Origin of the sequence: Pseudomonas sp. MF6767 (genome assembly GCF_016405475.1) — a bacterium.
Taxonomy (GTDB): Bacteria; Pseudomonadota; Gammaproteobacteria; order Pseudomonadales; family Pseudomonadaceae; genus Aquipseudomonas; species Aquipseudomonas paracarnis.
Genome location: NZ_JAEKCY010000027.1, coordinates 1 through 11794 on the forward strand (window position 1 = coordinate 1; position 11794 = coordinate 11794).

The 11794-nt window shown below is 61.3% G+C and carries 12 protein-coding genes and 2 pseudogenes; 7 read left to right on the forward strand and 7 right to left on the reverse strand.

The window, feature by feature from the left end:
- Window positions 1-516: 516 nt before the first annotated feature.
- Entirely contained in the window at window positions 517-1083 is a 567-nt protein-coding gene (locus JFT58_RS27145; RefSeq protein WP_054896174.1) for a hypothetical protein, read from the forward strand.
- A pseudogene (locus JFT58_RS27150) lies at window positions 1073-1336 on the forward strand (acyl carrier protein). Before JFT58_RS27145 ends, JFT58_RS27150 begins: the two are co-directional and overlap by 11 nt.
- Window positions 1337-1421: 85 nt before the next feature.
- Here the strand turns inward: JFT58_RS27150 and JFT58_RS27155 are convergent.
- A complete protein-coding gene (locus JFT58_RS27155; RefSeq protein ID WP_044268904.1) occupies window positions 1422-1883 on the reverse strand; it encodes an Lrp/AsnC family transcriptional regulator in 462 nt (153 codons plus the stop codon).
- A 160-nt stretch (window positions 1884-2043) separates the two neighbouring features.
- On the opposite strand from JFT58_RS27155, the gene yedA reads away from it, so the two are divergent.
- On the forward strand, window positions 2044-2940 hold the full coding sequence (gene yedA, locus JFT58_RS27160) for a drug/metabolite exporter YedA (RefSeq protein WP_034126930.1): 897 nt from the start codon (window positions 2044-2046) through the stop codon (window positions 2938-2940).
- A 48-nt stretch (window positions 2941-2988) separates the two neighbouring features.
- Window positions 2989-4323 (forward strand): DEAD/DEAH box helicase, encoded by a 1335-nt coding sequence (locus tag JFT58_RS27165; RefSeq protein ID WP_034126931.1) that lies wholly within the window; start codon window positions 2989-2991, stop codon window positions 4321-4323.
- A gap of 110 nt (window positions 4324-4433) precedes the next feature.
- On the opposite strand, the pseudogene JFT58_RS27170 reads toward JFT58_RS27165, so the two are convergent.
- The 3 genes and pseudogenes from JFT58_RS27170 to JFT58_RS27180 form a co-directional block, all read right to left on the reverse strand.
- Window positions 4434-4574 (reverse strand): annotated as a pseudogene (locus tag JFT58_RS27170) (aminoacetone oxidase family FAD-binding enzyme); the annotation flags it as partial.
- 113 nt (window positions 4575-4687) lie between these two features.
- Window positions 4688-5914, reverse strand: a complete 1227-nt coding sequence (locus JFT58_RS27175) for a TIGR03862 family flavoprotein (RefSeq protein ID WP_054896173.1) — start codon at window positions 5912-5914, stop codon at window positions 4688-4690.
- Window positions 5915-6085: 171 nt separating this feature from the next.
- The gene (locus JFT58_RS27180; protein WP_054896172.1) at window positions 6086-7006 is read right to left on the reverse strand and encodes a histone deacetylase family protein; all 921 of its coding nucleotides are present in this window, start codon (window positions 7004-7006) and stop codon (window positions 6086-6088) included.
- Window positions 7007-7082: 76 nt separating this feature from the next.
- On the opposite strand from JFT58_RS27180, the gene JFT58_RS27185 reads away from it, so the two are divergent.
- The 3 genes from JFT58_RS27185 (at window position 7083) to JFT58_RS27195 (ending at window position 9265) form a co-directional block, all read left to right on the forward strand.
- The gene (locus JFT58_RS27185) at window positions 7083-7652 is read left to right on the forward strand and encodes a GNAT family N-acetyltransferase (RefSeq protein ID WP_054896171.1); all 570 of its coding nucleotides are present in this window, start codon (window positions 7083-7085) and stop codon (window positions 7650-7652) included.
- A gap of 159 nt (window positions 7653-7811) precedes the next feature.
- On the forward strand, window positions 7812-8681 hold the full coding sequence (tesB, locus tag JFT58_RS27190) for an acyl-CoA thioesterase II (RefSeq protein WP_054896170.1): 870 nt from the start codon (window positions 7812-7814) through the stop codon (window positions 8679-8681).
- Window positions 8678-9265 carry an HAD family hydrolase gene (locus JFT58_RS27195; protein ID WP_054896169.1) on the forward strand — a complete coding sequence of 196 codons (588 nt, stop codon included), beginning with the start codon at window positions 8678-8680 and terminating at the stop codon, window positions 9263-9265. Before tesB ends, JFT58_RS27195 begins: the two co-directional genes overlap by 4 nt.
- Before the next feature lie 132 nt (window positions 9266-9397).
- Here the strand turns inward: JFT58_RS27195 and JFT58_RS27200 are convergent, their stop codons facing one another.
- The 3 genes from JFT58_RS27200 to JFT58_RS27210 are packed head-to-tail and all read right to left on the reverse strand — an operon-like array spanning window position 9398 to window position 11719.
- On the reverse strand, window positions 9398-10372 hold the full coding sequence (locus tag JFT58_RS27200; protein WP_054896168.1) for a hypothetical protein: 975 nt from the start codon (window positions 10370-10372) through the stop codon (window positions 9398-9400).
- Window positions 10373-11260, reverse strand: a complete 888-nt coding sequence (ypfJ, locus tag JFT58_RS27205; RefSeq protein WP_014720040.1) for a KPN_02809 family neutral zinc metallopeptidase — start codon at window positions 11258-11260, stop codon at window positions 10373-10375.
- 45 nt (window positions 11261-11305) lie between these two features.
- Window positions 11306-11719, reverse strand: a complete 414-nt coding sequence (locus tag JFT58_RS27210; RefSeq protein WP_034126935.1) for a lipoprotein — start codon at window positions 11717-11719, stop codon at window positions 11306-11308.
- Window positions 11720-11794 lie beyond the last annotated feature (75 nt).

The following is an 11794-nucleotide window of genomic DNA, read 5'->3' on the forward strand; positions in this document are numbered from 1 at the left end:
ACGCAGAGCGCCCAGGGCGGCATTCCCACGCAGAGCGTGGGAACGATCAGCAAACAGCGCGGGTTCTGATCCGGCTACTGCCTCAAGAACACTGGAGTTCCCATGTGGGCGCTGGCTTGCCTGCGATAGCGGCGTATCAGCCAGCCATTTGTTGCCTGACCCTCCGCTATCGCGGGCAAGCCCGGCTCACACTTGGGTTATGCGTCGTTTATCGAGGCTGTGGGCACTCCAACGCCTGGCCCACCATCCCCTTCGCCATCTCCACCCAACGCATCTCATCACTCCGTCCGATGCGTGGGCCTGGGCGTCGGACTTGCACGTCCGGTCACCAAGCATTCGATGACAGGGCGAGACTGGCTACCGAATCCGACGCAAACAAGGCACCTGAGCGCTGAATGGTCGGTAGGTCAAATCCGGCTATGAGTTAGGACCTTTCTGGTTTTCTTCTTTACTCATCCATCACGTTTTACTGCGACCTACCATTCTGTGTGTCATTCACGCACAGGGACAAAGAACATGCAGGAAAGCGACCTTCATACAGCGATCATGCGAAGCAAGTTGGAACTTGAATCAAATGGCATTGATCTGGGTTCCAGTTCAAGCATGGCGTTTCATGTGGGCAATACGATGACAAGCTGCCCGGCAGTCATGGTGTTGCCGAGTTTGCCAGGTTGGAGTCATGGCCCTCATTACCAGTTACTCAAGCCGATTCACGCTGACCCAGCTGTGCCCGATACGACGTTTGATGAACTCTGGAAATGTACACAGCAACACTACGGCCTCACGGCAGCCAGAGTGATCGCTGGCGCGGCGGGCATACCCATAAGCAAAATTGTGGTGGGTGCTTGGGTTCACGTCGGCTCCAGCAAAACCACGAACCTGGCTAGCCTGATCGGAATGCGCTTTTTCCCTCGTACGTTGATCAGGCAACCCACCATGGACAGAATGGCAAAGGCAACGTTTGGCACGGTGCGGGTATTCGGCATCATCGGGCGGGGCATGCCCTTCGTCGCTGCCGGGCTTGCAGTCTTTGACCTGGTCAGTATTGGTAAGTGTGCCTATGAGGCGAGAAATGGAAGGTAGCTTGGCAAGAGCCGACATCAGCGAAAAAGTGATCCAGCTATTCGTCGATATCATCGGTTTTATCGACCGAAGCGAAGTGACGGAGCACACCGATTTCATCCATGACTTCGACATCATTGATGACGACGTGACCTGCTTTGTCATGTAGATCAAGTGGCAGTTCAAGCTGCAAGCGACGCAGGAGGATTGGGATCACATCACGACCATCGAGCAGATAGTCGATTTGATCGTCCAGCGTTCGACTCTTCGGTGAGGCCACTGACGCCATCGCAGGCAAGCCAGCTCCCACAGTTGACCGCGTCGCTCGGGCAGTACGCGATCCCTGTGGGAACGATCGCTCAGCCAGCATTTTTGCCATTGGTGTCCAACTGCCCCAACGGCACCCGCCGCTCTATGGCGCTGGACAGAATAATCGAGGTCTTGCTGAAGCCGAACTTCGCTACCCGATTAATCAGGTTTTCCAACTCGGGCATCGAGCCCACCGCCGCTTGCATGATCACGCATGGGTCGCCCGTGACCCGGTGGCATTCGGTGAGTTCGGGTATCTCCGCCAGGGCGTCGTACACCTTTTGGCTGCCATGGTTGGTCAGCCGCAACTCGATCACGCATTGAATCGGCAAACCCACTTTGGATAAATCCACCTTGGCCTGGTAGCCGGTGATCACGCCGCTGGCCTCAAGCTTGGCCACGCGTTCGGCCACGGCGGGTGCGGAGAGGTTCACGGTGCGCGCCAGTTGCGCGTAGGAAGCACGGCCATCTTCAAGCAGGGCGCTGAGGAGCATGCGGTCGTATTTGTCCATGATAAGGCTCCGGTTGCGCATGGCTTTCGAAAACACGGTTTATAGCCTTGATAACCATGGTTTGAGAAGTGTATTGGCGTTTTAAACAGGTTTTGTAACTTAAGTTTATCCACCTTCGTTTCTAGAATAAGTCTCCCATTTCCTGCCATAGAGCCGCCCAATGCCTGGCCCACGTCGCTTTCCCTTACCGTTGATCGCCGCCTTTTTTGCGTTGTATGTGATCTGGGGTTCCACCTATCTGGTGATTCGTATCGGCGTGGAGTACTGGCCGCCGCTGTTGCTGGCGGGGATTAGGTTTTGCACGGCGGGGGTATTGATGTATGGCTTCCTCAGATGGCGCGGGGTGCCGGCGCCGACCTGGCCGCAGTGGAAGGCGGCCGGGATGATCGGCATTTTGTTGCTCACCGTGGGCAATGGTGGCGTCAGCGTGGCGGAACATATGGGCGTGTCGTCCGGCGTCGCGGCGCTGGCGGTGGCGACGGTGCCGCTGTTTACCTTGCTGTGTGGGTTTTTCTGGGGCGCGCGTAATACGCGGTTGGAATGGGCCGGGGTGCTGCTGGGGATCATCGGCATCGCCATGCTCAACATGGGCAGCACCTTGCAGTCGAGCCCACTGGGCGCGGTGTTGCTGTTGATGGCGGCGGCGTCCTGGGCCTTCGGCTCGGTGTGGAGCCGCCATTTGCCGCTGCCCCAAGGCGCCATGGCCAGCGCCGCGGAAATGCTCGTGGCCGGTGTGGCGCTGCTGATCGTCAGCGCGCTGTCCGGCGAGCACCTGCAGGCCATGCCGCCGCTGGAAGGCTGGCTGGCCCTGGCGTACCTCACGGTGTTCGGCTCGATCATCGCCTTCAACGCTTATATGTACCTGCTCAAGCACGTACGCCCGGCGGCGGCGACCAGCTACGCCTATGTGAACCCGGCCGTCGCCGTGTTGCTGGGGATTGTGTTCGTGGGTGAGAGCATCGGCCTGGAAGAAGCCTTGGCAATGCTGGTGATCATCAGCGCGGTGTTGCTGATCAGCCTGCCCCAATGGCGCAAGCCCAAACCCGAAATAAGGTAAACTGCCGCGCATTACGCCCTTGCGCTGAATTTTTCCTACGGTAACTACATGACTTTCGCCACCCTTGGCCTGATCGAACCCTTGCTGCGCGCCCTTGAGACGCTTGGCTACCAGACCCCGACGCCGGTGCAGGCGCAAGCCATTCCGGCAGTGCTGGCCGGTCGCGACCTGATGGCCGCGGCCCAGACCGGCACCGGCAAGACCGCAGGTTTCGCCTTGCCGCTGCTGCAACTGCTGACCATGGAAGGGCCGAAAGTCGCCGCCAACTCGGCGCGTGCGCTGATCCTGTGCCCCACCCGTGAACTGGCCGAGCAGGTTCATGCCAGCGTTGCCGAGTACGCCCAACACCTGCCGCTGACCACTTACGCGGTGTACGGCGGCGTGAGCATCAACCCGCAGATGATGAAGCTGCGCAAAGGCGTCGACATTCTGGTCGCCACCCCTGGCCGCCTGATCGACCTGTTCCGCCAGAACGCGCTGAAGCTCAACCAGTTGCAAACCCTGGTGCTGGATGAAGCCGACCGCATGCTCGACCTGGGCTTCTCCGAAGAGCTTGCCAACATTTATCGCATGCTGCCGAAAAAGCGCCAGACCCTGCTCTTTTCCGCGACCTTCTCCGATGACATTCGCCTGCTCGCCGGGCAGATGCTCAACGACCCGCTGAGCATCGAAGTCAGCCCGCGCAACGTTGCCGCCAACACCGTCAAGCAGTGGGTGGTGCCGGTGGACAAGAAGCGCAAGCCGGAGCTGTTTGTGCACCTGATGCGCAAGGGCCGTTGGAAGCAAGTGCTGGTGTTCGCCAAGACCCGCAACGGCGTGGATGCGCTGGTGGACAAGTTGCAGGGCCTGGGGATCAACGCCGACGGCATCCATGGCGACAAACCCCAAGCCACCCGCCAACGCGCACTGGACCGCTTCAAGGCCAGCGAAGTGCAGATCCTGGTGGCCACCGATGTGGCGGCCCGTGGCCTGGATATCGAAGACCTGCCGCTGGTGGTCAACTTCGACCTGCCGATCGTGGCCGAGGACTACATCCACCGTATCGGCCGTACCGGGCGTGCGGGCAACACCGGTGAGGCGATTTCCCTGGTGTGTGCCGATGAGGTGAACATGCTCTCGGCCATCGAGATGCTGACCCGTCAGACCCTCACCCGCAAGATGGAACCGGATTTCGAGCCGGAGCACCGCGTGCCGGACACCGATGCCAGCGGGCAGGTGGTGAAGAAACCGAAAAAGCCGAAGAAGCCGAAGGCGTCCGGCGGTGGCGGCAAGCGCAACCTGGGCAAGTGGGTGGACAGTGGGGAAGTAGCCCCGGCTGAGCCGTCGATCAAGCCGGTGCGCAAGGTGCCGGTGTTTAATACTGGGCCGCGTAAGAAGAAGTGATTGATCGTTCCCACGCGCGTGGGAACGCATCCTGTGACGCTCTGCGTCACGAACCTAAAGCGGGACGCAGAGCGTCCCTGGCGGCATCCCCACGCAGAGCGTGGGAACGATCAGCGTTGGAGCCATTCCAACATCCCCATCCCAGCCGCCCGGCCACTGGCAAAACACCCGGTCAGCAAATACCCACCGGTCGGCGCTTCCCAATCGAGCCTTTCCACTGCACAAAACACCCCAGGCAATGGCTTGAGCATTTGATCGTTCCCACGCTCCGCGTGGGAGCGCATCCTGTGACGCTCTGCGTCACGAACCTAAAGCGGGACGCAGAGCGTCCCTGGCGGCATCCCCACGCAGAGCGTGGGAACGATCAGCGTTGGAGCCATTCCAACATCCCCAGCCCAGCCGCCCGGCCACTGGCAAAACACCCGGTCAGCAAATACCCACCGGTCGGCGCTTCCCAATCGAGCATTTCCCCCGCACAAAACACCCCAGGCAACGGCTTGAGCATCAACCGCTCATCCAGCGCTTCAAACGGCACACCACCCGCCGTGCTGATCGCCTCATCCATCGGCCGCGTTTTCACCAACGTCAGCGGCAACGCCTTGATATCCACCGCCAATTGCGCCGGGTCGGTGAAGTGTTCAGCAGGCGTCAGCTCGCGCAACAACGCCGCTTTCACGCCATCCAACCCCAGCTGACTGTGCAAATGCTTGCTCATCGACCGCGAGCCACGGGGCTTGGCCAATGCGGCCTGCACCTTGTCCAGCGGCTTGCTGGGCAGCAAATCGATATGCACCGTGGCCGCACCGTCGCGGTTGATCGCTTCGCGAATCGGCGCCGATAAGGCGTAAATCAAGCTGCCTTCGATACCGGTGGCGGTGATCACGCATTCGCCCAGCCGAGGCTTGTCATCCCCCAGGCCAATGGCGACGTTTTTCAACGGCGCGCCAGCGAATTTGCTGACCATCAACTCGCTCCATGCCGACACTTCAAACCCGCAGTTGCTCGGTTGCAGCCTCACATAGGGCAGGCCTTTGCCTTCAAACAGGTTGAGCCATGCGCCGTCGGAGCCCAATCGCGACCAGCTGCCGCCGCCCAGGGCCAGCAGCACAGCGTCGCTGTGGACAACTTTTTCGCCGTCCGGGCTGTGGATAAGTAAATCGCCCTCGTCATTCCAACCCGTCCAACGATGCCGGGTGTGGATAACCACACCTTGCTCCCGCAGACGCTTGAGCCAGGCGCGCAAAAGTGGCGCGGCTTTCATATCGGTAGGAAATACGCGGCCGGAGGTGCCGACAAAGGTCTGGATACCCAGGCCATGGATCCATTCGCACAACGCCTCGGCGCCAAAGCTGCGCAGCAGCGGCGCCATGTGCGGCGCGCGTTCGGCGTAGCGCGACAGGAACGCCGGGTAAGCCTCGGAGTGGGTGATGTTCATGCCGCCCACGCCTGCCAGCAGGAACTTGCGCCCCACCGACGGCATGCCGTCGTACAGGTCCACGCGCACGCCAGCCTGGCTCAAGACTTCGGCGGCCATCAGCCCGGCGGGGCCGCCGCCGATAATGGAGACGTGGTGGGCAGAAGTCTGAGGCATGGGCAGGGCTACGGTGATGTGAATAGGCCGAGCATTCTACCCGACCACGACGCCGCTGCCTGATCAAAAAACGTACACTTTCCTACAGGCCATGCGGTCAAACGCTTGTAGCCGCTTACGCTCAAGTTATCCACAGGCCGTTCCACAGGCATTGTGGGTAACGCTCACACTTCAATGACAGCCTGATGACGTCCATACCCGCTGCGCGCTGTGGTGCAGGATGCCGTGGCGGCGGGCGAGGGCAGGGCGGTCCTTGCTATAGCCGCCACCGATCACGCCCATCACCGGTATGTCGCGGCCCAGGCAGTGGCGCATCACGCTTTCATCACGGGCGGCGACGCCTTCGTCTGTCAGCTTGAGGTAACCAAGGGCGTCGTCCTTGTGCACATCCACGCCGGCGTCGTACAGCACCAGGTCCGGCTGGTAGAGCGGCAGTAGGTAGTTGAGCGCGTCATCCACCACCTTGAGGTAGTCGGCATCGCCCATGCCCATGGGCAGCGGGATGTCCCAGTCGCTCTGGGCCTTGCGTGCCGGGAAGTTCTTTTCGCAGTGCAGCGACACGGTGATGGCGTCTGGCGTGTTGTGCAGGATGCGTGCGGTGCCGTCGCCCTGATGCACGTCGCAATCGAAGATCAGCACGCGATTGACCCGGCCGCTGGCCAGCAGGTAATGGCTGATCACCGCCAGGTCATTAAAAATACAAAAGCCCGCCGGATAGTCGTAGTGGGCGTGATGGGTGCCACCGGCCAAATGGCAGGCCAGGCCATGTTCAAGGGCCTGTTCGGCCGCCAGTATCGAGCCGCCCACCGCACGCACCGTGCGCCGGGCCAGGGCTTCGCTCCACGGCAGGCCGAGGCGGCGTTGGTCCTCGCGGGACAGTTCGCCGCTCATGTAGCGTTCGATATACCCAGGTTCATGGGCCAGGGCCAAAATGTCTGCCGGGCACAGCGGCGGGCGCAGCAATTGGCTGTCTTCGGTGAGGCCGCTGTCCACCAGGTGGTCACGCAACAGGCGAAACTTGTCCATGGGGAACCGGTGGTCCGCCGGGAACTCAGGGCTGTAGTCTTCGTGGTAGATCAATGGCAAGGGCATGGGATTTTCTGACGGGAACCTGCGACGGATCTTAACAGCGCTGTACACTCACGCACATGGCAAGGCAGGGGGACCCATGGAGCCGATACTGGAATTGGAAAGTGCACGCTTGGTGCTGCGCCAATGGCGCGACAGCGACCTGCCGGACTTTGCGCGCATGTGCGCCGACCCGCAGGTAATGCGTTACTTCCCGGCTCAATTGAGCCACTTGGAGAGCGCAGCGTTGATCGGCCGGATTCGCGGGCATTTTGCTGAATATGGCTTTGGGTTCTGGGCTTTGCAGCGCAAGGACACCGGTGAATTTATCGGCCTGACGGGCCTTGCGAATGTCAGCTTCGAAGCCGGCTTTACCCCTGCGGTGGAAATTGGCTGGCGCCTGGCCCGCGAACATTGGGGCCTGGGTTATGCCAGTGAGGCGGCCTGGACGGCGTTGCGCTGTGGTTTTGACCGCTTGCAACTGGACGAAATCCTGGCCTTCACCACTGAAGCCAATCTGCCCTCACAAAAAGTCATGCAGGCCATCGGTATGCATTACGATCCGCAGGCAGATTTTGAACACCCGAAAGTCGCAGCCGGTGACCCGCTGCGCCCTCACGTGTTGTACCGCATCACCCGCGCCCAATGGTTGGACACGCTGCACGGATAAGCAGGCGGTCATGCTCAACAGAAACCCGTAGGAGCGAGCTTGCTCGCGAAGAACGCAAGAGCGCTGCGGTAAACCAGAAGCGCTGCGTCATCGTTAACGACCTTCGCGAGCAAGCTCGCTCCTACAGGTAGATACCGTTTTGCTTTGAGGAGAGTTTCAATGAGCCAAGTATTGGAAGATCTGGTGGACTTGCTGACCCTGGAGCCGATCGAGGAAAACCTCTTTCGCGGCCGCAGCCAGGACCTGGGCTTTCGCCAACTGTTCGGCGGCCAAGTGCTCGGCCAGTCGCTGTCGGCGGCCAGCCAGACCGTAGAAGAAGCGCGGCATGTGCATTCCCTGCATGGTTATTTCCTGCGCCCTGGCGATGCCGCGTTGCCGGTGGTGTATTCGGTGGACCGCGTGCGCGACGGTGGCAGTTTCAGCACGCGTCGTGTCACCGCGATTCAAAAGGGCAATCCGATCTTCACCTGCACGACCTCGTTCCAGTACGACGAAGCAGGCTTCGAGCACCAGACCACCATGCCGGTGGTAGTGGGCCCGGAAAACCTGCCGTCGGAGCTGGAGCTGACCCAGCAACGTGCGCACCTGATCCCCGAGCACATGCGCGACAAGCTGCTGTGCCCCAAGCCCATCGAAGTGCGCCCGGTCACCGAAAAAGACCCGTTCAACCCGCAGCCGTCCGACCCGGTCAAGTACGTGTGGTTTCGTGCCGACGGTGCCTTGGCGGACACCCCGGCGCTGCATAAGTACCTGTTGGCCTACGCCTCGGACTTCGGCCTGCTGACCACCTCGCTGCTGCCCCATGGCAAGACCGTGTGGCAGAAAGACATGCAGGTCGCCAGCCTCGATCACGCGCTGTGGTTCCACGCCGACCTGCGTGCCGATGACTGGTTGCTGTACGCCATGGACAGCCCGTGGGCCGGCAATTCTCGGGGTTTCTCCCGGGGCAGTGTGTACAACCGCGCCGGGCAACTGGTGGCGTCGGTGACCCAGGAAGGTTTGATCCGCCATCGCAAGGATTGGGCATGAGCCTCGGCGACGTGAAGCACTGGGTGTTCGACATGGATGGCACCCTCACGGTGGCGGTGCATGATTTTGCCGCTATCCGCGTGGCGCTGGACATTCCACCTGAAGACGACATCCTCACGCACCTGGCGGCCTTGCCGGCGCCGGTTGCAGCGGCCAAGCACGCCTGGTTGCTGGAGCACGAGCGTGAGCTGGCCCTGGGTTCGGTGGCGGCGCAAGGCGCGGTGGAACTGGTACGCGAATTGGCCGGGCGCGGTTATCGCTTGGGGATCCTGACCCGTAATGCGCGGGAGCTGGCCCATATCACCCTGGAGGCGATAGGCCTGGCGGACTGCTTTGCCATTGAGGACGTGCTGGGGCGCGATGATGCGCCGCACAAGCCGGATCCCGGTGGGTTGCTGAAACTGGCGGCGGCTTGGGACGTAGCACCCCGCGAAATGGTGATGGTGGGGGATTATCGCTTTGACCTGGATTGTGGCCGGGCAGCGGGCACCAAGACGGTGTTGGTGAACTTGCCGGAGAACCCTTGGCCGGAGTTGGCGGATTGGCATGCCGAGGATTGTGCGGCGCTGCGCCGAATGATCTAAGCCGGGCGACAGAGAGCAAATGTGGGAGCTGGCTTGCCTGCGATAGCGGTGGGTCAGCTGACACTTTATCAACTGACAGTCCGTCATCGCAGGCAAGCCAGCTCCCACATTTTGATGGGGTTCCTTCAGGTGCTACTGAGCGAACAGTACCTTTTCTCCCTCTGGCGAGGTAAACATCTTATCCCCGTCATGCCCCACCCCCGGCACTTCTACCAGCCGGTGGCCCAACTGCGGATGCCGCTGCTTGAGGTAGTCAAAGTAGTTGTGGCCACGAAGCAGCCGATACGCACCCTGGGTTTCGGCTTCGCAGCTTTTATCCAATGCCGGGTGGTTGGGGTCGGTGTCCTGCTGGCCCAACAGGTAAGTGATGTCGCGTGAGACGTAGTCTTGTTCCAGTTGCTGGGCACCTCGGTCACCCACGTAATCCGGCAGGTTTTGCATGCCGTACTTCCAGTCGTTGAAGCCTGGGCAATTGGCGATGTCGAACTTCACCGGGCGTTGCGGACTGAAATACGCATAGGACGACGGGTTAGCCACCACATACCGCAGGCGGATGCCCTCGGAATTCAGCAATGGGTGGTCGTGGCCGGTGAGGGCGAAGCGCTGCACCACTTGGCCGCCACCGGAATGCCCGGCGACCACGATTTCTTTCAGTGCCGGGAACAGTTTGCGGTTGCCCAAGTGCTTGATGATCTGGTCCAGAGTGCCATAAGAGCTGATCTGCCCTGGGCCGGTGGACGCTTCGCCGGCCATCCAGTCGTTACCCTTCCAACGCAATACCTCGTGGCCCAGGTGGTTGCGCTTCACGTCGGCTTGATTGAGAAACTGCGGCGCGATCACCAGCGTACTGCCGCCCACCCCGGCATGCTCGGCGGCGTCGATGCCGCTTTGCAGGTAGGTTTGTGCATTGCGCAGGCGGCCATGCACGATGATCAATGCGCGTGTGACCTTGGGCAGTGGTTGGCGCCAATCCTGGCTCAGGCCCAGGCTGAGGTCTCCGGCCTCCAGATGAAGGCGATCGGGGCTGACCACCTTGACGCCGTGTTCAGCCGCGAAGGTGCAACAGGACACGAGCACACCCAGCAGTAACCCCAACCGTTTGATCATTTAGAGACTCTTGGCCGCGAAGGTATCGCATTGAGTGATCTGGCCCTGGGCGAAGCCGGTCTTGAACCAGCGTACGCGCTGGGCCGAGGTGCCGTGGGTGAACGAGTCTGGTACCACGCGCCCCTGGCCCTGTTGCTGCAAGCGGTCATCGCCGATGGCATTGGCTGCGTTCAGGGCCTCTTCGATATCACCGGGTTCCAGCCAGTTCAGGCGTTTTTGCGCATGGTTGGCCCACACGCCGGCAAAGCAATCGGCTTGCAGTTCCTGGCGAACCAGCAGGCCACCGTCGCCTTCCATCTGCCGACCCTGTTGGCGCGCTGCCTGGATCTTGGACGAGATGCCCAGCAACGTTTGTACGTGGTGCCCGATTTCGTGGGCGATCACGTAGGCCTGGGCGAAATCACCGGCGGCCTGGAAGCGTTGCGACATTTCCCGGAAAAAATCCAGGTCCAGGTACACCTGCTGGTCAGCCGGGCAGTAGAACGGGCCGCTGGCCGAGGTGGCGCCACCACAGGCTGAGTTCACCCGGCCACGGAACAGGATCAGTTTCGGGTTCTTATAGGCCAACCCATTTTCCTGGAACACCTGGCCCCAGGTGTCTTCGGTATCGCCCAGCACGGCGCGCACAAAGTCGGCTTGCTCATCGTTGGCTGGCGGCGCTTGACGCGGCTGGGTGCTGACCGACGGCGCCTGTTCCATCTGGCCGGTCAATTGGCCAAGAATCTGCATCGGGTCCTGGCCGGTCAGCCAGCCAATGCCGACGATCAGCACGATGGCCGTGAGGCTCAGGCCCTTGCCGCCGCCGAAGCGCATACCGCCACCGCCGCCGCCACTGTCGTTACGGGCATCCACCACGTTGTCGCTGCGTCGGCCTTTTTTCCATAGCATGGGAGCAATCCTCTGTGTGCTAACCGTGATTGATTATGGCCGGTATTAACGGCAATAGCCTTCGCCAGTGGCAACGATCAGGCAGTCTTTTTTATCCGCCAGCCACTTCAAACCGGTGGCGGCGCCATCGCCAGCGCGCAACAGCTGCGGGCCGTCGGGGCGGGTGAAGGCGATGCCGTCTTCAGCGGCCTCACCTTTGAAGGTGCCGGCGTCATCGGCGTCCAGGCCATATTGCATGGTGAGAAGGTAGTGGCCGCGGCCAATGCTGTCGTCCTTGGCGATGGTCAGGTGCAAGCCTTCGACGCCGACCCACTTGCCGACCCATTTATCGGTGGGCGGGGTTTCGGGCACCAGAGTCGCTTGCACGGAGGCGGGCGCGGGCTTGGGGGCTTCTTTCGGGGTTTTATCGCAGGCGGCGAGCAGGGCGAGGGCAGACAGGGCAAAGAGGATTTTTTTCATAGCGGCAAGGCCTTGGTTAAAAAGTGTGCAACGCCGGGGCGAGCGTGCAGCGTTGGACTCGGATCCATCGATTTA